The 23,568-nt window shown below is 41.0% G+C and carries 24 protein-coding genes and 2 pseudogenes; 17 read left to right on the plus strand and 9 right to left on the minus strand.

From position 1 onward, the window contains the following. Positions 1–101 precede the first annotated feature (101 nt). On the minus strand, positions 102–1,583 hold the full coding sequence (locus LRC_RS00570) for a nucleotide sugar dehydrogenase (RefSeq protein WP_014072725.1): 1,482 nt from the start codon (positions 1,581–1,583) through the stop codon (positions 102–104). A 112-nt stretch (positions 1,584–1,695) separates the two neighbouring features. Continuing rightward, positions 1,696–2,076: a hypothetical protein gene (locus tag LRC_RS00575; protein ID WP_241531293.1), complete on the minus strand. Its 381-nt coding sequence runs from the start codon at positions 2,074–2,076 to the stop codon at positions 1,696–1,698. A 310-nt stretch (positions 2,077–2,386) separates the two neighbouring features. On the opposite strand from LRC_RS00575, the gene rfbA reads away from it, so the two are divergent. The 9 genes from rfbA (at position 2,387) to LRC_RS00615 (ending at position 9,995) form a co-directional block, all read left to right on the plus strand. Next, positions 2,387–3,256, plus strand: coding sequence for a glucose-1-phosphate thymidylyltransferase RfbA (gene rfbA, locus LRC_RS00580; protein WP_014072726.1), 870 nt, complete (start codon positions 2,387–2,389; stop codon positions 3,254–3,256). Between the two features lie 25 nt (positions 3,257–3,281). After that, positions 3,282–4,301, plus strand: a complete 1,020-nt coding sequence (rfbB, locus tag LRC_RS00585) for a dTDP-glucose 4,6-dehydratase (protein WP_014072727.1) — start codon at positions 3,282–3,284, stop codon at positions 4,299–4,301. A gap of 20 nt (positions 4,302–4,321) precedes the next feature. Continuing rightward, the gene (rfbD, locus tag LRC_RS00590) at positions 4,322–5,236 is read left to right on the plus strand and encodes a dTDP-4-dehydrorhamnose reductase (protein ID WP_014072728.1); all 915 of its coding nucleotides are present in this window, start codon (positions 4,322–4,324) and stop codon (positions 5,234–5,236) included. 14 nt (positions 5,237–5,250) lie between these two features. Continuing rightward, positions 5,251–5,859, plus strand: a complete 609-nt coding sequence (gene rfbC, locus LRC_RS00595; protein ID WP_003697765.1) for a dTDP-4-dehydrorhamnose 3,5-epimerase — start codon at positions 5,251–5,253, stop codon at positions 5,857–5,859. A gap of 176 nt (positions 5,860–6,035) precedes the next feature. After that, the gene (locus tag LRC_RS11465; RefSeq protein WP_167317006.1) at positions 6,036–6,179 is read left to right on the plus strand and encodes a hypothetical protein; all 144 of its coding nucleotides are present in this window, start codon (positions 6,036–6,038) and stop codon (positions 6,177–6,179) included. A gap of 331 nt (positions 6,180–6,510) precedes the next feature. Next, on the plus strand, positions 6,511–6,891 hold the full coding sequence (locus LRC_RS00600; RefSeq protein WP_049780059.1) for a serine O-acetyltransferase: 381 nt from the start codon (positions 6,511–6,513) through the stop codon (positions 6,889–6,891). A gap of 161 nt (positions 6,892–7,052) precedes the next feature. Beyond that, a complete protein-coding gene (locus LRC_RS00605) occupies positions 7,053–8,078 on the plus strand; it encodes a glycosyltransferase (RefSeq protein WP_041820233.1) in 1,026 nt (341 codons plus the stop codon). Beyond that, on the plus strand, positions 8,079–9,095 hold the full coding sequence (locus LRC_RS00610) for a glycosyltransferase (protein WP_014072730.1): 1,017 nt from the start codon (positions 8,079–8,081) through the stop codon (positions 9,093–9,095). A 24-nt stretch (positions 9,096–9,119) separates the two neighbouring features. Next, the gene (locus tag LRC_RS00615) at positions 9,120–9,995 is read left to right on the plus strand and encodes a beta-1,6-N-acetylglucosaminyltransferase (protein WP_014072731.1); all 876 of its coding nucleotides are present in this window, start codon (positions 9,120–9,122) and stop codon (positions 9,993–9,995) included. A gap of 54 nt (positions 9,996–10,049) precedes the next feature. Here the strand turns inward: LRC_RS00615 and LRC_RS00620 are convergent, their stop codons facing one another. From LRC_RS00620 to LRC_RS00630, 3 genes are all read right to left on the minus strand, one after another. After that, positions 10,050–10,916: a DegV family protein gene (locus tag LRC_RS00620; RefSeq protein WP_014072732.1), complete on the minus strand. Its 867-nt coding sequence runs from the start codon at positions 10,914–10,916 to the stop codon at positions 10,050–10,052. Positions 10,917–11,000: 84 nt separating this feature from the next. Then, a complete protein-coding gene (locus tag LRC_RS00625; protein ID WP_014072733.1) occupies positions 11,001–11,414 on the minus strand; it encodes a GtrA family protein in 414 nt (137 codons plus the stop codon). Positions 11,415–11,426: 12 nt separating this feature from the next. After that, positions 11,427–12,356, minus strand: coding sequence for a glycosyltransferase family 2 protein (locus LRC_RS00630; protein WP_014072734.1), 930 nt, complete (start codon positions 12,354–12,356; stop codon positions 11,427–11,429). Between the two features lie 176 nt (positions 12,357–12,532). Between LRC_RS00630 and LRC_RS00635 the strand changes: the two genes are divergently transcribed. Beyond that, positions 12,533–13,075: a YfhO family protein gene (locus LRC_RS00635; RefSeq protein ID WP_049780060.1), complete on the plus strand. Its 543-nt coding sequence runs from the start codon at positions 12,533–12,535 to the stop codon at positions 13,073–13,075. Positions 13,076–13,220: 145 nt separating this feature from the next. Here the strand turns inward: LRC_RS00635 and LRC_RS00640 are convergent, their stop codons facing one another. Beyond that, the gene (locus LRC_RS00640) at positions 13,221–14,459 is read right to left on the minus strand and encodes an IS256 family transposase (RefSeq protein WP_014072735.1); all 1,239 of its coding nucleotides are present in this window, start codon (positions 14,457–14,459) and stop codon (positions 13,221–13,223) included. 112 nt (positions 14,460–14,571) lie between these two features. Between LRC_RS00640 and LRC_RS00645 the strand changes: the two genes are divergently transcribed. After that, positions 14,572–16,641 carry a YfhO family protein gene (locus LRC_RS00645; RefSeq protein ID WP_041819751.1) on the plus strand — a complete coding sequence of 690 codons (2,070 nt, stop codon included), beginning with the start codon at positions 14,572–14,574 and terminating at the stop codon, positions 16,639–16,641. A gap of 145 nt (positions 16,642–16,786) precedes the next feature. Here the strand turns inward: LRC_RS00645 and LRC_RS00650 are convergent. Beyond that, positions 16,787–17,612 (minus strand): annotated as a pseudogene (locus LRC_RS00650) (glycosyltransferase family 2 protein); the annotation flags it as partial. 274 nt (positions 17,613–17,886) lie between these two features. Here LRC_RS00650 and LRC_RS00655 point away from each other — a divergent pair. The 6 genes and pseudogenes from LRC_RS00655 to LRC_RS00670 all read left to right on the plus strand — a co-directional run bounded on the left by LRC_RS00655 (position 17,887) and on the right by LRC_RS00670 (position 21,274). Further along, the gene (locus LRC_RS00655; protein WP_014072737.1) at positions 17,887–19,344 is read left to right on the plus strand and encodes a hypothetical protein; all 1,458 of its coding nucleotides are present in this window, start codon (positions 17,887–17,889) and stop codon (positions 19,342–19,344) included. Further along, the gene (locus LRC_RS11730) at positions 19,341–19,643 is read left to right on the plus strand and encodes a hypothetical protein (protein ID WP_049780061.1); all 303 of its coding nucleotides are present in this window, start codon (positions 19,341–19,343) and stop codon (positions 19,641–19,643) included. Before LRC_RS00655 ends, LRC_RS11730 begins: the two co-directional genes overlap by 4 nt. Before the next feature lie 48 nt (positions 19,644–19,691). Further along, positions 19,692–20,087 (plus strand): YfhO family protein, encoded by a 396-nt coding sequence (locus LRC_RS00660; protein ID WP_143455481.1) that lies wholly within the window; start codon positions 19,692–19,694, stop codon positions 20,085–20,087. A gap of 17 nt (positions 20,088–20,104) precedes the next feature. Beyond that, positions 20,105–20,266 carry a YfhO family protein gene (locus LRC_RS11080; protein ID WP_143455480.1) on the plus strand — a complete coding sequence of 54 codons (162 nt, stop codon included), beginning with the start codon at positions 20,105–20,107 and terminating at the stop codon, positions 20,264–20,266. Between the two features lie 38 nt (positions 20,267–20,304). Continuing rightward, positions 20,305–20,643 (plus strand): annotated as a pseudogene (locus LRC_RS00665) (transposase); the annotation flags it as partial. 205 nt (positions 20,644–20,848) lie between these two features. Further along, positions 20,849–21,274 carry a YfhO family protein gene (locus LRC_RS00670; RefSeq protein WP_041819755.1) on the plus strand — a complete coding sequence of 142 codons (426 nt, stop codon included), beginning with the start codon at positions 20,849–20,851 and terminating at the stop codon, positions 21,272–21,274. 75 nt (positions 21,275–21,349) lie between these two features. Here LRC_RS00670 and LRC_RS00675 read toward each other — a convergent pair whose 3' ends face one another. Beyond that, positions 21,350–22,390, minus strand: coding sequence for an acyltransferase family protein (locus tag LRC_RS00675; protein ID WP_014072738.1), 1,041 nt, complete (start codon positions 22,388–22,390; stop codon positions 21,350–21,352). Next, positions 22,383–23,447 carry a hypothetical protein gene (locus LRC_RS11735; protein WP_258414379.1) on the minus strand — a complete coding sequence of 355 codons (1,065 nt, stop codon included), beginning with the start codon at positions 23,445–23,447 and terminating at the stop codon, positions 22,383–22,385. The genes LRC_RS00675 and LRC_RS11735 overlap by 8 nt, the downstream gene beginning before the upstream one ends. Positions 23,448–23,568 lie beyond the last annotated feature (121 nt).

Genomic DNA, 23,568 nt, shown 5'->3' on the forward strand with positions numbered 1-23,568 from the left:
ACTAAAACGGCAGAATTATTTTTTTAAAATGTTCATAATAAAAAACAATACACACAAAGATATTGCATGTATTGTTTCATATCGATTGAAGATATTATACGTTAATCCCTGTAGAACAGATCCCTTGTATAGACCTTGTCCCTGACGTCGTCGAGGCAGCTGTTGTAGCGGTTGGCGATGATTGCCTGACTTTGGGCCTTGAACCTGGAGAGGTCGTTGACAACTTTGCTGCCGAAGAACGTTTCGCCGTCCTTGAGAGTTGGTTCATAGATGATGACTTTGGCACCCTTTGCCTTGATGCGTTTCATGACGCCTTGGATGGAACTTTGTCGGAAGTTGTCGGAATTTGACTTCATGGTCAGACGGTAGACGCCGATGGTGACGTCTTTTTCGAGCGAAGAATCATAGGTGTTTTCTTCGTCATAGCTGTAGTAGCCGGCCATGTTGAGGACCTGATCCGCAATGAAGTCCTTTCTTGTGCGGTTGGATTCGACGATGGCTTCGATGAGGTTTTCTGGAACGTCAGCGTAGTTTGCCAACAGCTGCTTCGTATCCTTTGGCAGGCAGTAGCCGCCGTAACCGAAGGAAGGGTTGTTGTAGTGCGAGCCGATGCGCGGATCAAGGCAGACGCCGTTGATGATGTCTTTTGTGCTGAGGTTCTTCATTTCGGCATATGTGTCGAGCTCGTTGAAGTATGAAACGCGCAGTGCCAGGTAGGTGTTGGCGAAGAGCTTGACTGCTTCGGCTTCGGTGAAGCCCATGAAGAGGGTTTCGATGTCTTCCTTCAGTGCGCCTTCCTGGAGAAGTGAGGCGAAGGTGTGGGATGCTTCAACTAAGCGAGCATCGTTTTTGTCGGTTGAGACGATGATGCGGCTCGGGTAGAGGTTGTCGTAAAGAGCCTTTGATTCGCGTAAGAATTCGGGACTGAAGATGATGTTTGAAGTGCCGTACTTCTTGCGGACTGAATCGGTGTAGCCGACAGGAATCGTTGATTTGATGACCATGATGGCATTCGGATTGACCGACATGACGAGTTCGATGACGCTTTCGACGGCGGACGTGTCGAAGTAGTTGCGCTTGCTGTCATAGTTCGTCGGAGCGGCGATGACGACGAAATCGGCATCCTTATAAGCAGAAGCACCATCAAGCGTGGCGGTCAGATCGAGATCTTTTTCAGCCAGGTATTTTTCGATGTAGTCGTCTTGGATAGGTGACTTGCGATTGTTGATCAGATCGACTTTTTCAGGGATGATGTCAACGGCTGTGACATGGTTGTGCTGTGCAAGCAGCGTGGCGATGGAAAGGCCGACGTAGCCCGTTCCCGCAACGGCAATGTTGAGCGGCGACGGTGACTTCATTTTTTTGATTTCGCTGTTGATGAAGAGGTCGCTTGGCTCGAAATCGAGGACTTCTGCGAGGTTTTCGAGTTGCGGAATGGACGGCATGAAGTCTTGCTGTTCGAGACGTGAGAGCAAGGCACGATTAATGCCGACTTTGTCTGATAATTCTTGCTGCGTCATGTTTTTGGCTTTGCGTTTCGTTGAAACGATGTCTGCTAACAATGATTGTGATAATTTCTTCATTATGATTAGCCTCTTTTGTTATTTAAAATAACTTACAATAACCTATGTAACTTTTCTGTATGAGAATATACTACCACAAAGGGTATATTCCGTTCAATATATCTCATCAGTGTTATCTATAATAACAAAAATCCTTCATGCAAGACGCACGAAGGATTTTTTTAAGTTCGTCAACCTTTTTTTGCTCAGCTTCCATGATGGATTCGCCGATCATTCTGACGTCGTTGTCATTGATTCCGATCGTGATCGAGACGATCTTGTTTTTTTCGGCAAAGCCGAACGAGCAGAGGATATTTTTGAACTTTTTGTTGGTGATGATGATGCAGTTTTCTTTATGCAGCAGCGTTGCCGGAGACTGTGCATTTAACAGGTAGGGCGTAATCGTGATGAGATCTGGCGAAAACTTTCTGTTCAAAAACAATGACATGTCGGACAGTTCGGAAACGATGTCTGAAACCGTGATGATTTCGACCGGCGGAAGCATTTGCCGCATGATTGATTTGAGCTGAATCGACAGATAGAAGAGGTGCGTTTCGTCAAGCGGGTATCTTGAATCAATCAGCTCATTGGTCCTTTTTTGTGTTTCTTGCGGATGCTATGCATTTGCACGAAATATGCGTGGATTATTTTGGCTGGGTTGTGCAATCAGAAAATGCGAATCGGTCTATTCGGGTTCAATCATTAACTTAAAATGTCATTCAAGCAAAAATGTATTATAATCATTGTTAGCATATGGTTGTTATCGGTATGCTGGTTGTGAGATAATGAAATTATCTGATTAATGAAAGAAGAGGAATGTAGTTATGAAGGGAATAATTCTTGCGGGCGGATCAGGTACGCGCCTGTATCCGATCACCAAAGGAATTTCAAAGCAGCTGATTCCGGTTTACGACAAGCCGATGATTTATTATCCGCTGTCAACGCTAATGCTGGCCGGAATCAGAGATATTTTGGTGATTTCGACGCCGGAGTATACTCCGTTGTTTGAGAGCCTTTTGGGAGACGGTTCCGATTTTGGAATCAATCTTTCCTATAAGGTTCAAGAGCATCCGAACGGTTTGGCTGAAGCGTTTATTTTAGGGAAAGAGTTTATCGGGTCTGATTCCGTCTGCCTGATTTTGGGCGACAACATCTACTACGGAAGCGGCCTTTCAAAGCAGCTCCAGGAAGCAGCCAAAAAAGAGGACGGCGCAACCGTCTTCGGGTATCACGTCAACGATCCGGAAAGATTCGGCGTGGTCGAATTCGATGAAAACATGCATGCCTTGTCGATTGAAGAAAAGCCGGAACATCCGAAGAGCAACTATGCCGTCACCGGCCTTTACTTCTATGACAATGACGTTGTCGAAATCGCGGAAAATCTAAAGCCGTCCGATCGCGGCGAACTTGAAATCACGGATGTCAACAAGGAGTACTTAAGACGCGGCAAGCTTGACGTCAAGCTTATGGGCCGCGGGTACGCATGGCTCGATACCGGGACTCATGATTCGATGCTTGAAGCGGCAAGCTTCATCTCGACCATTCAAAAGCGTCAGAACCTGAAGGTGGCCTGCCTTGAGGAAATTGCGTACCGGATGCACTGGATTTCAAGGGAAAAGCTCATTGAGCTGGCGCAGCCGCTGAAGAAGAACGACTACGGTCAGTATTTGTTGCGTCTGGCAGCTGAAGATTAGAAAATTACAGAGAGGTTTTATTGAAATGAACATTATTGTTACAGGAGGCGCGGGGTTCATTGGCAGCAACTTCGTGTTCCATATGCTTAAGGCACATCCGGATTATCGCATCATCTGCGTTGACAAGCTCACGTATGCGGGCAACCTGTCGACGCTCAAGTCGGTGATGGACAATCCCAACTTCCGTTTCTGCAAGATTGACATCTGCGATCGTGAAGCAATTTACAAATTGTTTGAAGAAGAACATCCCGACATGGTTGTCAACTTTGCGGCCGAATCGCACGTCGATCGTTCAATCGAAAATCCGCAGCTTTTTCTTGAAACGAACATCATGGGGACGTCGGTTTTGATGGATGCCTGCCGCAAATACGGCATCAAGCGCTACCATCAGGTAAGCACGGACGAAGTCTACGGTGACTTGCCGCTTGATCGTCCCGACCTGTTCTTTACGGAAGAAACTCCGATTCATACGAGCTCTCCTTACAGCAGCTCCAAAGCATCGGCCGATTTGTTGGTTTTGGCATACCATCGTACATATGGCCTGCCCGTGACGATTTCGCGCTGCTCAAACAACTACGGTCCGTATCATTTTCCTGAAAAACTGATTCCGTTGATGATCATCAACGCCTTGAACGACAAGCCGCTTCCGGTTTACGGTGAAGGCCTCAACGTTCGCGACTGGCTTTACGTTGAAGATCACTGTCGCGCAATCGATCTGATCATCCACAAAGGACGCGTCGGAGAAGTGTACAACGTCGGCGGCCATAACGAAATGAGAAACATCGACATCGTCAAGATTATCTGCGAACAGCTCGGCAAGCCTGAAAGCCTGATCACGCATGTTGCCGATCGCAAGGGGCACGACCGCCGCTATGCGATCGACCCGACGAAGATTCATGACGAGCTCGGATGGGAACCTGAAACGATGTTTGCGGACGGCATCAAGAAGACGATCCAATGGTACCTTGACAACAAAGACTGGTGGGAAGACATCGTTTCCGGCGAATATCAGAACTATTATAAGAAAATGTACGAAAATCGCTGATTTGTTTGTGAGGGAAAGGCATGAAAATTTTTGTAACGGGCGTGTCCGGACAGCTCGGACACGATGTAATGAACGAACTCAATAAACGCGGATACGAGGGCATCGGTTCAGATATTGCGCCTGAATATGTCGGAGCTTCCGACGGAACGTTCGTCACGAGCGCTCCCTATGTTTCGATGGACATTACGGACAAGGAGACCGTCGAAAAGACGATCACGGATCTGAATCCTGACGTCGTGGTCCACTGTGCCGCATGGACGGCCGTCGACATGGCAGAAGACGACGACAAGGTCGAGCTCGTGCGTCAGGTCAACGCAAAGGGAACCGAAAATATCGCTCTGGTCTGCAAGAAGCTTGACTGCAAGATGGTCTACATCTCAACGGACTACGTCTTCGACGGACAGGGCACGAAGCCATGGGAACCGGACTGCAAGGACTACAAGCCGCTGAACGTCTATGGTCAGACCAAGCTCGAAGGTGAGCTTGCGGTAAGCCAAAATCTGGACAAGTACTTCATCGTGCGCATTGCCTGGGTCTTCGGCGTCAACGGCAAGAACTTCATCAAGACGATGCTGAACGTTGGCAAGACGCACGATACGCTGAAGGTCGTGTCCGATCAGATCGGAACTCCGACCTACACATATGATCTTGCGCGCCTTTTGGTCGACATGATCGAAACGGACAAGTACGGCTATTATCACGCAACGAACGAGGGCGGCTATATTTCATGGTATGATTTTGCGTGCGAAATCTTCAAGCAGGCCGGCTATAAGACGAAGGTCATCCCCGTGACAACCGAAGAGTACGGCCTTTCGAAAGCCGCGCGTCCGTTCAACAGCCGCTTGGACAAGAGCAAGCTCAAAGAAAACGGCTTTGAACTGCTGCCGACTTGGCAGGACGCGCTGTCGCGGTATTTAAAGGAAATCGAATACTAAAGAGGTAATTCAAAATGGGACAAATCAATGTTGAAAAAAACGTCGGCGGAATCGAAGGCCTTTGCGTCATCACGCCGGCAGTCCACGGTGACGATCGCGGATACTTTATGGAAACGTACAATGAAAACGACATGAAGGAAGCAGGCATCGACGTGAAGTTCGTGCAAGATAACCAGTCGATGTCGACCAAAGGCGTGCTGAGAGGACTGCATTTCCAAAAGCACTTCCCGCAATGCAAGCTCGTGCGAGCCGTTCGCGGAACTGTGTTTGATGCGGTCGTCGATCTTCGTCAGGATTCGAAGACGTACGGCAAGTGGTACGGCGTGACGCTTTCAGCCGAAAACAAGAAGCAGTTCTTGATCCCCGAAGGCTTTGCGCATGGTTTCCTCGTTTTGAGCGATGAAGCGGAATTCTGTTACAAGGTCAATGACTTCTGGCATCCAAACGATGAAGGCGGCATGGCCTGGAACGATCCCGAAATCGGGATAGAGTGGCCGGAACTTGTCGGTGAGTACAAAGGTACTCCGTCCGCTGAAGGCTACACGCTTGAAGACGGCACGAAGATCACTCTGTCCGACAAAGATCAGAAGTGGCTCGGATTCAAGGACACGTTCAAGTTTTAGAATAATTTTCAAAAGATCCGGAATCGGTGTGCGGTTCTGGATCTTTTATTGTTATCAAAATAAAAATTTTTTTATATTTATTTAGAGACCCGCAGATTGATTGGATTGCTTAAAACAAAACTATAGCAAATTTTTGAAGAGGGAGTGTTCTGCGTGACCTGGATGCTAAAATCAACGTGATGAATATCTTCAACGGCAAAAAAGTACCGCTGATCAAGACGTTGACTGATGATTATTTGGGATTTGAAATAATCGGGGTTATTGTTGTGATTTGCGTGATTATGGGAGTTGCGATAGTGGTTAGAAGGAGAAGACTTTGAACTGAGGGAATTTGGGTCCTCGCCTTATTGGGCGAGGATTTAAATTTTACAGGGTTGCGGATTGTTCGGTTGAAATTGACAAAAAAATCGTTTCTATACTATGATATTGTTTGTGTTAAAATTAAGCTAGTTGTATGGATAATTAAGCGGAGGATTATTTAGCCATATCAAGAGAGGCGTAAAATGAGTATCAGGGATTATTTATTGCCAGCTATCAAAGGCTTTAATTATGATAAGTACTGGAATCGAAGAGATAAGATATTTGAAAAGAAGACACCCAAAATATTAAAGATGTATTATCTTTTTTATTTGCGCAGGATGGATGCCAAAAATGGAGCTGATATTAATATATTATCGGCTAAAGAGAACAATTTTAAAGGTCATCCTTATCTTAGGGCACGGTATAAAAGGTATCGTAATTGCTGGTGAAGCAAAAATCGGCAAAAACGTGGAATTTTCGCATCAGGTTACCATCGGACGATCAAAAGGCGGTGTCCCAACGATAGGTGACGATGTTTATATAGGACCCGGCGCTAAAATTTTTGGTGGTATCAAAATAGGAAATAACGTTAGAATTGGTGCTAATTGTGTGGTTTTTGAGGATGTTCCCGACAATGCGACGGTGGTATTGCAAAAGCCAAGGGTTATCATAAAGGATCCAGACTATCATTATTCTATATTTGAGGATACTGAAAAACATAAAAAAGGCTAGAAAATAGCGGGGAACATTACATAATTTGGTTGATATTAAAGGTTGGGCATTAATTGAATATGCCCGCCTTTTTATTTTGGAAATGCGAATATTATCATAGTAGATAATATTATGGTAAAATTGTTTTTGAGATTAATACTGCAGAAATTAGTGAGATGAAAATGAATAATAAATATCTTATAAGCTGGCATGACAGTGCTAAAAATACTGGTGGAACAAAGGCAAAAGATGATGTTGAATTCTTTTTGAGAAATCAAGGATACAAAATCATAGATACTCCGCATAATAAGTATCTTAAAATGTTATATGTAATCTTTGTTTTGCCATTTGTGTGCTTAAAAATACGCCGCGGCGTAATTTATGTTCAATTTCCGACAGGCATACCTTTTCAAATGAAGATGATAATATTTTTTATCAAGCATTTTTCTGGCGCTGAGCTGGCGTATATCATACATGATATAGAAACTTTGAGGATATGGAATGATGGCAATGACCATCCTGAGAGTGAGCAAACGGAGCTGTTGTTTTTAAAAGAAGCGGATGGGATAGTTTCGCTCAATCATAAGATGACAGACTGGTTGATTGAAAAAGGAATCAAGGCACCAATAACTGACATGAAAATATGGGATTATAATAACCCTAAGCCATTGACTGATTCGAGAGAGTACAAGAAAAGCATCGTATTTGCGGGAAATTTGGGCAAATCAACGTTTTTGAAAAAATGGGATTTGGAAACTCCGATTGATGTTTACGGACCCAATGCCGCAGATAAGTATCCAAACAACGTATCATACCAAGGAGTCCTAGCCGCTGAAGAACTTCCTGGTGCACTAGTCCAAAGTTTTGGATTGGTCTGGGACGGAAACTCCATGGATAAATGTACAGGTAATTATGGAAGTTATTTGAGAATTAATGATCCACATAAAGTATCTTTGTATCTGAGTAGCGGACTTCCGATCATTATTTGGTCAGAGGCGGCATTGGCAGACATTGTAAGAGATGAAAAACTGGGGATAACCGTAGATAGTTTGAAGGATATTGACAGAGCTTTATCTGAAGTGAAAGTCGATGATTATCAAAAAATGTGTTCAAATGTACAAAACATAGCCAAGCTGATGAGAAAGGGATATTTTTTGACAAACGCTACTGATGAGTTAAATAAGTTGATGAATAGGCAGGAATATTGAATGAAGAACTATATTATATCTTTAGAAGATACCGAAAAGAATACGGCTGCACCCAAGGCCAAGGTAGATGTAGTTAAGTACTTGGAAGAACTTGGATTTGTTAACAAGTATTTGAAATTTGAAACCGATTCTAGTTTAAAATCCAAGATTCAGAAGTATTTTGCGTTAAAGATAACAGTGCCGAGCTTTTTCAAGAAGCATCGAGATATGGATGCTTTGGTTTTGCAATACCCGCTCTATTCAACGGTTATTACTAAAGCCATAATTGACAATGCAAGAAAATATACCAATGCCAAACTTTATTTTGTCATTCATGATTTGGAATCATTAAGGTTGTTTAGAGATAATAAGGAATTTATCAGGGAAGAAGTTGGAATTTTGAACGGTTCTGACGGATTGGTCGGTCACAATGATAAAATGAATGGGTGGCTTAAAGATAATGGTGTCAATGTTCCTATTGCCAATTTGGAAATTTTCGATTATGACAACCCTCAAGAGATACAAAGCGGGTATCCTTATGATGGATCCTTGTGCTTTGCCGGCAATCTAAAGAAAGCTGATTTTTTAAACAGACTTGACATAAAGCATCAGTTGTTTTTAATGGGGCCTAATCCGCAAAATAATTACGGTGAATGCATTAATTATGAAGGTCAATATACTCCTGAAGAGGTTCCGGCACACTTGAATCACAGTTTCGGATTGGTGTGGGATGGAAAAAGCGTGGACAAGTGCGATGGAGTATTTGGGGAATACATGAGATACAACAACCCGCATAAGGTGTCATTGTACTTGAGTTCAGGAATACCGGTTATTATTTGGAAAGATGCCGCATTGGCTGATTTTGTTGAGAAAAACAAAGTCGGGATAGCCGTTGAGTCGTTGGAAGACGTTGATTCGATTTTAGACGAACTCAGCAGCGAACAGTATAATGAGATAAAGAGTAATACGCAAGTAATTGCTGAAAAGATGCGTTCCGGATACTATATCAAGAACGCAATCAGGCAATTGATACACTAATTTAATCGAGAAGAGGAATAGAGTATGCAAGCAATGCTCATTTTGGCACACAAGAATGTTGATCAAGTGTTGCAGTTGGCATCTAAATTAAACAGAAGGTTTGAAGTCTATATTCATTTTGATACCAAATGTCCTGTTAGTGAAAAAGAGAAGTCGTTTATGGATGATAACGGCATTAAACATATCTCTGAAGTTGATGTAAACTGGGGCAGTTGGAGCATAGGCGAGGCTGCATATCGTTTGATGAAACTTGCTTTGAAGAATCCGGATATATCGTATGTGCATGTTATTTCAGGTCAAGACTGGCCAGTAAAAAATATTGATGAGTTATATGAAGTTTTTGAAAATAACGATAGAATCTATATGCGTTATATCAAGGCTGAAGACAGAATTAAGTCACATGAACGGCTGATTTGGTGGCAAAAGTTCTATTTTAACTACGATGCCGTTAAGCGAAGAACCATTTTTGGAAAGTTTTATCATCGTTTTTTGATATTTGCCCAATTGTTGCTCAGAGTTAATAAGTTCAAGAAGCTGGGAATAGATCTTGATATTTATACCGGTGCCAATTGGATGGATCTCCCGAGGGATGTTGCACAATACTGTGTGGAATATATGGATAAGCACCCCAACTTTGTCAAGATGCTTCAAACAGGGTGTTTTTCGGATGAATTCTGGGTTCAGACGATATTATGCAATAACGAGGACTATTTGAAAAGATGTACGAACGAAAACTATCGTTATATAAAATGGGTTGAACAATATGAAAGCTATCCCGCTGTCCTGGACGAAAAGGATTTGAATGAGATAAAAAGCGGCAACTTCTTTTTTGCGAGGAAATTTGATTTTAAGCATTCCAGTGATTTGATTGAAAGGCTCAATGAAGTTTATAAAAATTGAACATAATAAAATGAGTCCTTACTGTGTCATAAAGTTCAGTAAGGACTCATTTCATTATCTGTTTTCTTCAGGTTCTTCTTTTTCTGTCAACGTGATTACGCCAACGGCATTTAAACCGGTATGCGTCATGATGATCGGACTTGTCAAACGTGCAATATATGCGGCATCCTTGCTTCCTTCCGGCAACATGGTTTCTTTGATCCGTTCAAGGAAGTCTTCATCGGTTCCAACGTTTGAAAGAGACAGTTCCTGAATGTGATTGTCCTGATGGAACTTGCTCAATTCTTGGCAATATTTCAAGAATGCTTTGCGACTGCGTCCCTTGTAGACAACGTCAAGACTATTTTCGCGCAGACGAACGATGATTTTCAGGTTGATCAATTTGGTCAAAGCACCTGCCAATTTGCTGACGCGACCGCCGGCAACCAAACAGTCCATGTTGTCAATCAAAACGTCCGTCGTCGTGCGCTTATGGATATCCAAACAGTGTGCTTTGATTTCTTCGACGCTTTTTCCTTCCGTAGCATCTTTTGCGGCTGCTAAGACCTGGAAAGAAAGCGCACGATCAGTTTCTTTGCTGTTGATGACGGTAACGCTGCATTTTACCATTTCAGCGGCAGAACATGCGGTTTGGTATGTACCGCTTAAAACGTCAGACATCATGATTGCCAAAATCTCGCTGCCATCAGCTCCAAGTTGTTCAAATGTTTCTAAAAAACGTCCCATTGGCGGTTGACTGGTCTTTGGAATGTTGCCCTTGCGCAGTTCGTCGACGAGTTCCTGTCTTGTGATCGTTTCGCCGTCAACGTGGTTTTCCCCGTTGATTTCGACTGACAACGGAATAACGTGGATATCGTATTCTTCAATTTCTTTTGGTGTCAACTGAGCTGAGGAGTCGGTGACAATCTTGATTTTCGCCATTCGAAATGGTCCCCCTTAAAATCGTTTTCTATGTGTATATTATACCGCAAAGAGAGAATGTGTTCCAATATTGCAATTTGGGAATTATTCTTCTTTAAATGCCCAGAAACGTTGTCCGATGTAGTTCAAGCCGACGAAGAATACCGATCCTGCAAGCATTGCGATATTGTCCTGAATGCCCTTGTCAAATGAACTGAATGCCCAAATAGCCAATGGTTTTGCAACACCGTACGCAACAAGATAGCAGACCGTAATGTTGATAATGAATTTGACAACGGTCTTCATGCTCTTGGACTTGTTTTGGAAAGTAAAGTACTTGTTTAAAAAGTAGCTGACAATGCTTCCGACCACGTAGTTGGAGGCAGAAGAGATCCAGTAACTGAGATGGAAGAAGTTATAGCAGATGAACATGGTTCCCATGCCGACTGCAGTGTTCACGATTCCGACCAAAATGAACTTGATCATGGTCACGTCAAAAAAGTTTTTTAGTTTATTCATTACAATTACCTGTTATTTCTTTTCTTTTACGATATAAATAGGTCGGTGCTTGACCTCAGTGAAGATTTTGCCGATGTACTTGCCAACGATTCCTAAGCAAAAGAGCTGGATTCCGCCGATAAACAGCATGATGCAGACCATGGAAGCCCAACCGCTTGTCGGATCGCCATGAATCATGTAGCGGATAACGATGAAAAGGATGGCACATCCCGAAATCAAGGCCGAAATGAAGCCGATAAACGATGCGATATCAAGCGGGAAACGCGAAAAGTTGACGATTCCGTCGATTGAATATTTGAATAAGCTCCAAAAGTTCCAGCTTGTTTTTCCGGCAACGCGTTCATGATTTTTATATTCAAGATATTTGGTATTGAAACCGACCCAGCTGAAGATGCCTTTTGAAAAGCGATTGTATTCACTCATTTCGAGAATCGCATCAACCATTTGGCGCGTCATGACGCGAAAATCACGGGCGCCATCGACGATTTCGGTATCGGAAATCTTATTGATGATTTTGTAAAACATTCTGGCGAAAAAAGACCTGATCGGTGGTTCGCCTTCACGCGTTGTCCTGCGTGTGCCGACGCAGTCATAATCTTCGTTTTCGAGGATCTTGATCATTTCAGGTAGCATCTCCGGCGGGTCCTGCAGGTCAGCGTCCATCACGGTCACATAATTGCCAGTTGCCTGCTGAAGACCGCAGTACAGTGCGGCTTCCTTGCCAAAGTTGCGGGAAAACGACACGTAATGCACGTTTTCAGGATTAAGTTTGTTTAATTTGCGCATTTCTGCTAAGGTTCCGTCAGTCGACCCGTCATTGATGAACCAATATTCAAATTTGATATTTTCCAGCTTTTTATTGACTTCCTCTGTTGCTTTATAAAACAGAGGAAGACTTTCTTCTTCGTAATAGCACGGGACAATAATTGATAATATCTTCATTTTGAGAATCCTCCATGGGTAGTTGCCTATGCGGAAAACAAGGGCTTACTAGGTTATATTATACATTAGATACGGTGATATGTGATTTAAAATTAATATATTGATTGTATTAAGGGTGATTTTATGTGATATAATTTGTTGTTGATTAACAGTTTTTATCATAGGGGGGAAATAGGATGAGCAAGAGAAAAAAGGCATCGATAGTGGTTATATCCAGTCTATGCACGTTGTCTCTTTTGTTGATGATCATGTATATTCAAGGCTTCATTCCGTTTGGAAACGATAAATCACTGGCATCAATGGATGCGCATATTCAATACATTGATCTGTATGCATATTTAAAAGACGTTATTTTAGGCAAAAATAATTTTTCATACACTTTTTCCAATGTGTTGGGTGGAAGTAGCTTTGCCATTTTTAGCTATTACCTCTCTTCTCCCATTAATTTATTAGTAATTTTTTTCAGCAAAGATAATTTGCGTACTTTCTTTGATATTGCGGTTGTCATTAAGCTGGTGCTTGCTGCGCTTTCATGCAGTTATTTTTTTGCGGAAACATTCAAAGAAAAGATTAATAGCAATTTGAAGTATGCAATGACAATTGTTTTATCCGTCAGCTATGCGCTTTGTCAATATAATATTGCTCAAAGTAGCAACATCATGTGGCTTGACGGTGTTTATATGCTGCCATTGATGAGTCAAGTCCTAATTTGTGTGTAAAATATTTTTTCCCAGGCACCAGTTGTGCAGGGGATGCGAATGCATCCATGTCTGTCCACTATCACTCTTGAAGGAGCTGTCAAGGGTGCGCCATCTGCGCACCTCGAAGAGGTTCCCTTGACAGCTTCGGAAAGAGTGATACACCTTACGCAGCTCTTAGTTTTTGTTGTTCCTCTGCCAATTTTTTGAGTTCAGCAACTGTCTCGGACTTGATCATTTTTGCGTAGGTTACCGGACTGAATATGGCTTTCTTGGAGATCACGACATCGTTTCTTTCCAACAGAACGGAACCCATCAGCCGCATCAGCGAGTTTTTATTTGGGAAGATTCCAATGACGGAAGAACGTCGCTTCAGCTCTTTGTTTAGTCGTTCTATATGGTTCGATGTTCTGAAATATCTCCGCAAATTCTTAGGAAGCGCCATGACGGTCATGGAACTTTCAAAGCCTTCATCGAGGCATGACATGGCAGCTTCAGCAACGTCTCTGTAATCAGCGATGATTTCGTCCCGCTTTTTCCGTGCGTCTTCTATAGTTTCGCAGTTCCACATTTCCTGAAGTTCGGCTCTGATGCCTGCCTGATATTTTTTTGGTGATTTTCCCGAAATGTTTCTGGCAAAATGAAACTGGCACCTTTGCCATGGAACATCAGGAAATACCTTACTGACGGCATCCTGAATACCTTCATGAGCATCAGAAGTGATCATCAAAAGTCCTTGGAGACCACGTTTTTTCAGTTTTTGGAGAAAGGAATTCCAAGTTTCTTTGGATTCGTTGTCATATACTTCAAATCCGAGTATTTCACGGTGTCCTTCCTGATTTGTACCGTAAGCGATCATAAACGCTTTGGAAACAATTCTGTGTTTTTCCCTGACCTTGAAGTAGGTTGCATCCACTATTAGAAACGGGTAGTCTCCGGTCAAGGGTCTGTCCTTGAACTCATTGACCTTTTCAATCAGATCCTTGCATACTTCTGAAACTGAGGACTTAGAAAATGTCGTTCCGCACAAAGTTTCCATGATATTCGACACTTTACGCGTCGCTACTCCGCTGACGACCATCTCCGCCATACTGGCGATCAAGGCAGCTTCGCTTCGGGAATAGTTCTCGAAAACAAGAGTCTTAAAGGGAACATTGCGATGTCTCGGCACGGTTAAGGTGATTTTGCCTATCCGTGTCTTGAGCTCGCGTTCTCGAGTGCCGTTGCGGCTGTCCGTGCGTTCTTCTGACCGTTCGTAAGGCTCAGCCTTGAGTTGAGCAGTGGATTCCGCCATCAAAATACTATTGAGACTTTTACGCAGCAGTTCGCGAAATGCCTGATCGTGATCCTTTGAAAGAAGTTGTAGAATTTCCTCTTGATTTAAGGTAATATTTAATTGAGCCATTTGTTTGTCCTCCTAGTATTATTTTGTTAGGTGATTTAATTATACCTGGGAGACGAGCACTTGGCTCTCTTTTTTTTATCAATTTACACCATTATACGGGCATAACCCATTGATGTTGTTGTCCATTCACAAAATCGTCATTGGTGAATCAAAAGGATGGAAACTGGCTATTGTAGTAGGATATATGATAATAGCCAACTGGTATAGTGCAGGCATTAACTGCATCTTTTCCGGATTTTGGTTTATTTTTGAATATGCCAGAAATTATCAGAAAAAAGATTCAGCTAAAGATCAGCTTGTAAATTTACTGAAAAATGGATTAAGCTATGTTTTTGCAATGGTTCTTGGAATCATGCTGAGCGCATTTTTGTTCATTCCGACCGTTAAGGCATTACAGGGGAGTTCTCGCGGTGATTTGAAGTGGGACAAGCTTTTTGATAATACGATAACCGGTGATATAAAAACGGTTCTTCAAAATTACGTTTATGGTGCAACAAGTGCCGAAAACAGCGTAGCTCTGTTTTGTGGATGCATTGTTGCAATCGGCGTGATTGCCTTTTTCCTAAATAAGAAAAGTAAAGTAAGCGTAAAAGCAAAATGCGGACTATTGCTTTTATTTGCCATTTTGAGCATGTATTGGAAACCGTTGATATCGGTATTTTCCATGTTTCAGGATGTTAATGGTTATTGGTATCGTTATTCATATCTAGCTATTTTTGTATTGATATACATTGCGGGTGAATATTTCTTGGGCAGTGAATATGGGATGGTGCCTACGTCTGTCAGTGCTATTTTATTGAGCGTGATGATTATTTTGTTAAACCATGCAAGGCATGCTCAGCCGATTAGGGAAGTTTATGCAACCTCACTGATGTTTCTTGTGACAGGGTTCGCATTTGGTTTGGTTATATTCATTAAATCAAAAAATATAAATATCAGGTTTTATCAATCATCAATCTTACTGATGGCCTTTTTATGCATAGGCGATTCAGTGTATAATTCTGTTTTGCTGATGGATAAATATGCGGAACATGACAGTTATTTAAGAAGCAAAGAGGCTAAAGAAGCAAGTAAACAAATCAGCATGATTCAAAGCAGAGACAGAGGAGTTTATCGAATAACGCAGACTTACGCTGGAATTAATGCAAATTATGATGAAGCATTTGCACATAATTATTGGTCGTTGGCAGGATACACGTCTTCGCCGAATGATATGCAGAGGGGCTTTTTGGATAAAGCAGGATATAATATCATGGGGCCGAATTTTTGCGTCGTCAATACCTCCATGTTGGGTATAGATTCATTTTTGGGAACAAAATACGTGCTGTCCTCATATCCGATCAATGGGTTGAAGAGAGTGAAAGACATTGGTGAGTACAATGGGCGTAAAACGTATTTGAACCCATATGCCCTTCCTATGGCTGTACAATATAAGGACAATAACGTTGCATATAACTTAGCCAATCATTTTGAATATCAAAACAGCTTATATAGCAAACTTATCGGCAAAAAGGTTTCCGTTTATCAACCCTTGAATTTTTCATTGGTTCAAGAAGGGGATATCAAACAAAAGAAACCGATGATTTACAAGGTTTCTTTGCCAAAAAACGGCAAGTACACCGTTTACGGAATGATTCCTTGGAACACATGGGTGAATGCGGAACTAAACGTTGATGATAAATATAAAATTCCATATTCATCATGGCTGTCCCCGGTAGTATTCCATATGTCGACTGATGGCAGTAAAGAAACGGCAAACGTCTCTTTGGCAGCTAAAACGTCCTATGATATAAAAAGAGACGGAGTTGCATTTTATGCATTGGATTTAAAAGAATTTGCCAAAATTACGTCCAAACTAAAAGTACGGGAACCTAAATTTATGCAAATAAAAAATGGCGACGTTAAAATCATGACGACTGCCAAAGAAAAGGGCGAAAGTCTTTATTTATCGGTCCCGTGTGACAAAGGATGGACGATTAAGCTAAACGGAAAAGACGTACAAACGCAGATGATTGGTGATTGTTTATATTCGATTCCGTTGAGGAAAGGAAAGAATAATTTGAGCATGCACTACATGGTTCCGGGATTCTTCAAGGGACTAGTCGAAACTTTGATCGGCATTATTTTGTTGGGAATCTGGATAACCGTCTGCAAATGCTTTAAAGCTAGGGAGATATTTTGATTAAGGAAAAATACGATAAAAATTTATTAGTATGCATATTGTGTTCTTTAGTGGTGGCAGCTGCAATTTTTGGGACTGCCATAATTAAAGGCAACGGTGCATTTACGATATTTGCTGATTTTAATGCACAACAGTTGCCGTTTGATACGGCAGTCAGAAATGCCCAGCCGCTTGTCGGGTCGCCGCCATGGACGATGTAGCGGATGATGATGAACAGGATTCCACAGCCTGACAGGAAGGCGGAGATGAAGCCGACAAACGATGCGATGTCAAGCGGGAACTGCGAGAAGTTCACTATGCCGTCAATGGAATACTTGAACAGGCTCCAGAAGTTCCAGCTTGTTTTTCCGGCAACGCGTTCATGATTTTTATATTCAAGATATTTGGTATTGAAACCGACCCAACTGAAGATGCCTTTTGAAAAGCGATTGTATTCGCTCATTTCGAGAATCGCATCAACCATTTGGTGCGTCATGATGCGAAAATCACGGGCGACGTCGACGATTTCGGTATCGGAAATCTTATTGATGATTTTGTAAAACATTCTGGCGAAAAAAGATCTGATCGGTGGTTCGCCTTCACGCGTTGTCCTGCGTGTGCCGACGCAGTCATAGTCTTCATTTTCGAGGATCTTGATCATTTCAGGTAGCATCTCCGGCGGGTCCTGCAGGTCAGCGTCCATCACGGTCACATAATCGCCAGTTGCCTGCTGAAGACCGCAGTACAGTGCGGCTTCCTTGCCAAAGTTGCGGGAAAACGACACGTAATGCACTTTTTCAGGATCAAGTTTGTTTAATTTGCACATTTCTGCTAAGGTGCCGTCGGTAGATCCGTCGTTTATGAACCAGTATTCGAACCTGATGTTTTTCAGCTTTTTATTGACTTCCTCTGTTGCCTGAGGTTGCCTGGTAGAACAGGGGAAGACTGTCCTCTTCATAGTAGCAGGGGACAATGATTGATAGTGTCTTCATAATGGTCCTCCGATTTTTAATTTGGAAAAAGTCTGTTGATTCTAATTGATCATAGGAATGATTCATGTATGCTGTTATGATTGAAGTCCTGAATTATAATTTAGAAAATACCTTTGGTTAATATAATTATCGGTAGCATTCAAATGACAGTATACATTACACAGTATAACACTTTGAAGAGGTTGCTTTTCTGATAATATGTGTATTATCATGGAATTTGTTAATTCAATTTCAAGATGTATTACATAACTTTTTAGTATACGGAGGGCAAAAGATGAATTTATCAAAAAGGAAGATAGAAACTGAAAGGTGTATCTTGAACAACATTTTGATTTTATTTAGTTTTTTTGTTGCGTCTTATCTCTACATGTACATATTCTTGAAAGGAGGATACAGTACGATTGCCAGTGATAGATTTTTTCATATAGAACGTTTTGAAGAAGCGTACAGAAATCTTAAAACTGGACATGTTTTTTCGATGATTTCGACATTTAGCAGTCTTCGTGTTGGACAAGCAATTGGTACTTATTATCCTTCAGGAAATCTAATTGTTTATGCTATTATACGTAGCATTATTCATAAACCTGTGACATCAATTTTTATATTCTTCATGATTGGAAGATTTATTGGTTTTGTTGTTTCTTATTATAGTTGTAAATGTGTCACTAAAAGAAAAGACATATCGTACGTTTTTTCAATTCTATATACATTGTGTCCTTATATGATGCATAACGATTACAAAAGATACGATGTTGGTGAAAGCTGGGCAAGTATATTCATACCGATGGCTTTCAGTGGTTTGTATATTGTGTTGTTTAGGAAAGAACGTTTCAAGGGATCATTGTTACTTGGCTTGGGCATGGCTTTAATAACATATAGCCACATTCTTTCAACAGTATTTGCTATTATAATTTTAATGATTATTTATGTTACAACATTGAATATACAGAATGACAGAATTAATTCTTTTAAGTTTCTAGCAGTAAGTGTATTTATATATATAATATCTACGGCAGGATTCATTATTCCATTTATAAAATCCATGCTCACTAATGAGGTTCAGAATCCACAGACAGAATACTTTAATCTATCTATAGAAATGAGCAGCCTAGTATCAGAGTCACTAAAAAACTGCATTGATATTCCTAATGTCGGATTTATTTTAATTATAACTGCATTAATTGGATTATTTTCTCTATATAAGCGTGATAAGCGAGATATTTTCGAAAGATATATATATGTGTGTGGGGTGCTTTTGCTTATTTTTTCAACGTCTCTGTTCCCTTGGGGAGAATTGTCTAATACAGCGGTAAGTATAATTCAGTTTCCTTGGAGAATATTAACTTTCGCTATTATGTTTCTTTCATTATATGCATCAATGATTATATGCAATGCTGATTTCAAGGCATTGAAATATATTGTAATTTTGTTGACTGTTCTTTTTAGTATATCGGCTATCAGTCAGCGGCGTGACAACAGTTTAGTAAAGTCCAAGGAAGATCCAGCACCTTCAGAATTGTGGTTTATGAAACTTAATAATGACAATTATTCCAAGGCAATATCTATAAACAGAGATACTGATTCTGCTGTGTTGGTCAGAGATTACCTTCCCAAGAGAAGTATTCCAAAAGCAAATGATATATATAATCACAATGCATATGTCAATGGTAAGAGATATGGTGTAGGAAGAAGGACATTAAATCTGGTTATCAGGAAGAAACGTTTACCTTGAATGATGTCACTTCAAGAAAGGCCGATATCATACTCCCATTTGTTGTATATGATGTTAGTAATTATAAATTAACTGTCAATGGCAGAAATGAGAAATTGAAAGTAGATAAGTACTCTAGAGCAAAAATTGAAAAAGCTAAAGAAATTCGAAATGTCAATATAAAAATAAAATATATAACTCCAACATATATTGTTGTTTTCAGATATGTATCATTTATTTCGATAATCGTTATTTTTGTTATTTTATTAGCTGATGAATGGGTGAGCTTTTATAGGAGGACAATTAATTTAGATGATTGATAAAAAAGCGAACGGATACTGATTGCTATTACAACTGTTATAACGACATTGCTATTAGTAATGATACTTTGGGTTAATGGATTCATCCCTTGGGGTAGCAATAAATCATTGGCATCTATGGATGCTCATATTCAGTATATTGATCTTTTTGCATATCTTAAGTATGTCCTCGCAGGCAAAAACAGTTTTTCGTATACATTCTCAAACATGCTTGGTGACGGAGCCTTTGCAATTTTCAGTTATTATCTGTCATCACCAATCAATTTGCTGGTGTTATTTTTCAACAAGGAAAATTTACGTGCGTTCTTTGACATTGCCGTTGTCATCAAGCTGTCCTTGGCTTCTTTTACATGCAGCTGGTTTTTTGTTGAAACATTTAGGGAAAGAATCAACAACAGATTGAAATATGCAATGACAGTCGTCCTTTCCGTCAGTACAACATAGCGCAGAGCAGCAACATCATGTGGCTTGATGGTGTCTATATGCTGCCGTTGTTTCTTCTATTTATTCACAAAGTTGTCACTGGCGAGTCCAAAGGATGGAAACTGGCGGTTGCCGTAGGATACATGATAATTGCCAACTGGTACAGCGCAGGCATAAACTGCATCTTCTCCGGCGTCTAGTTCATTTTTGAGTATGCAAGAAATTTCAGACATCAGAAGACGTTGCTGAATCTGCCATGTCATGCCTCGATGAAGGCTTTGAAAGTTCCATGACCGTCATGGCGCTTCCTAAGAATTTGCGGAGATATTTCAGAACATCGAACCATATAGAACGACTGAACAAAGAGCTTAAGCGACGTTCTTCCGTCATTGGAATCTTCCCAAATGAGAACTCGCTGATGCGGCTGATGGGTTCCGTTCTGTTGGAAAGAAACGATGTCGTTAGCTCCAAGAAAGCCATATTCAGTCCGGCAACCTACGCAAAAATGATCAAGTCTGAGACGGTTGCTGAACTAAAAGAATTGGCAGAGGAACAACAAAAACTAAGAGCTGCGTAAGGCGTATCACTCTTTCCGAAGCTGTCAAGGGAACCTCTTCGAGGTGCGCAGATGGCGCACCCTTGACAGCTCCTTCAAGAGTGATAGTGGACAGACATGGATGCATTCGCATCCCCTGCACAACTGGTGCCTGGGAAAAATATTTTACACACAAATTAGGACTTGACTTCTCATGAAACTCCCCGTAGAAAAAAGAGCACTTGCAATGATGAATGCTGCGCTAATTGACGGTAGCGACCTATCAGATATTGACGATTTTGCTAAAAAATATGACGGAAAAGTATCTGCAAAAGAAAAATACAAATACGTTGGTCGTACCGTCAAGGAAAGAGTCAAGAATTTCAAACGTGATAATACTGGATTTTCATGCAGTACGGATTACAAAAAAGGAAAGCTTGTCTGGTTCTCTGTCCCATATGATAAAGGGTGGGATGCGACCCTTGACGGAAAGAAGATTGAAATAATCAAATCTGCCGGAATGATGGCAGTCAAAGTTCCTAAGGGAGAACATAATTTGGTGTTCAAGTATCATACTCCTGGTTTTAAATTAGGGATTATTGTTTCGATTATTTCATTTATTGTTTTTGGGATTTATACTGCAATTTTAGTTTTTAGAAAAAGAATAAACTAACAAAGGCCCGGATGGGATTTGCAATTAATCGCAAATTTCATCCGGGTCTTTGTTTGAGGCATATTTTTCTCAACCTTAATTTCTAAATCCAAACATTTTTCTTACAAACGGGATTTTCGACATGATAAATGCACATCCCAGGTCGATGATCAGTTTACCTACAATAATAAAAACGAGCTGACTTAAATATGTTGCCGGAAGGATGTTGTGTTGAACAAGTTTCCATGCTATGCGCCACCATGGGAAGAGATCCAGTTCAACAATATGCACGCAAAGGATCAGCAGACTGTATTTTCCAAAATACGCAAGCGGCTTTCCTATAAAAGAGAGTTTTTTCTCAATAACTCTGGAAATAAGGATTACCATGGCACAGGCGCAGATGCATCCGAAAATGTCGACCATCCCGCGACCGATGTCACAGTTGACCAGCCAAAAAGATTGGAAGTTTTTCATAAATGATATCCATGTGACAAAAGCAAAGCCAAAACCGAAAATTTTAGCTTCTTTTGGAAGCGAGTTCAATGCATCTTTATTCTGTTTCAACAGATATCCCATATACATGAACAATGTCGCGCATGCACCGGCTTGAATGCTGAGAGGGAACCAGAAAAGCTTTCTGGTATAGTATCCTAATGCGAATAATCCGAAGATCGCGATAACTCTAGAAGATTTGTTGAAGTTAAGAGAAATTCTGAGAAAGATGCTTCCCCAAAATGTTGCCCACAAAAACCAGATTGCGCCGATTCCTTTAATGTAGAATGGAACGGTATATGAGTCTCCTGCGCCATAGAGAGAAGCGGACAGCCAACCTTTGAATGCGCTTGCCGCATCTCCGTGATGTGCGCCAAGCAGCGTTCCTAAAATAATAATTGCAAGGCACGCAATAATGTACGGAACGATCAGGGTTCTGAGTTTGTTTTTGGCAAATTCAGGAAGACGGCGCTTGTTGTTGGTAAAATAACCGGTAATAAAGAAGAAAATCGGCACGTGGAAAGTAAATACAACGCGATTGATGGAAGGATTTCCTAAGTGTCCCAAGATGATGCAGATCATTGCAATGCCTCTTGCAATGTCGACATACTGAAGACGTTTAGTTTTTGATGTTGTTTCATTCATGATTTATTTTGAAGACTCCTTTTCTATAAAATGCTAATACTAGCAATGAGATCCATGTCATCACGGAAATAATTATTCCGACATAGTATGATTTTGAAGGACTGTATCCAACGGTAATCGTATTGATTCCTTTTTTTGTTCTTACTTTGATTGTTCCGCGGGCACTATTGATAAGCGTTGTCCTTTTTCCGTTTAATTCAGCATAAGATCCTTTGTAACGAAGAGCCGGTAGGTCAACGTCGGCTTGTTTCCTGGTATGAATCTTATAGGTCATCTTGTTGCTTTCGCATAGGGGACTGACATGGATCTTTTTTCGACCGACGACGGCGATATTATTAATGATTGATAAATTGGTTTCATTGTATGAAACATTTCCGGTCGATCGGCGAGCCTTTTTTGGATAGTAGTCCAATTCTCCATATTCGACCGGATAATTGAGCAGATAATCATAGTTGGAATTATTTACGAAGGTTCGGCCAGGCAATTGGTTAAAGGTATCCGTATTTTTCAAAAACTGACTTTGAGAATTTTTTAAAGCATTCAGCGAGTCATGGTGAAATCCTACATAAAACAGCATAAAAATACAAATTGTCAAAACAGGAACCATTCCCCTTTTGAACGTTGTATCAAATGTTTCTGATTCATACAAATCATTGACTGACAAACCAAGAATCACTGAGAGAAACATTGATGCATAGGAAAGGTACCTAAACGTAAGCTGAATCATTCCTAATGGGGTGTCCGAAAGAACGTTCCATGGAAACGAGCCTGTTGAAACGATGATCAGTGAAATTCCCAAAACATATATTGCCGTCAATGTCTTTGAATGTGATTTCAAAATCCAGATACTTCCAAAAACAGCCGTTAAAATCAAAACAAGTCCGATGCCGCTTGTTGAAACAGAATTATTAAAGGATGTTTCAAGAACGTTCATCAATGTGTTGACTATTATAATTCCGGGTTGGGCAGACGTTACGTTTTTTCCGATAAAATCCGTCAGATAAGGAATGGTTATAAATAAAGTCAGCAAGACGGATATTCCTACAGCTTTAGACAATGAAAGAAAACGTTTTTTGCTTACCTTGTCAAAAATAAGTTTCATGATAAAAATTGCAAACATTATCTCTGATGTTATAAAAACGCTCAGAACATGACTGTAAATTATTAGCGACATGCCG

Origin of the sequence: Ligilactobacillus ruminis ATCC 27782 (assembly GCF_000224985.1) — a bacterium.
In the GTDB taxonomy this organism is placed as follows: domain Bacteria; phylum Bacillota; class Bacilli; order Lactobacillales; family Lactobacillaceae; genus Ligilactobacillus; species Ligilactobacillus ruminis.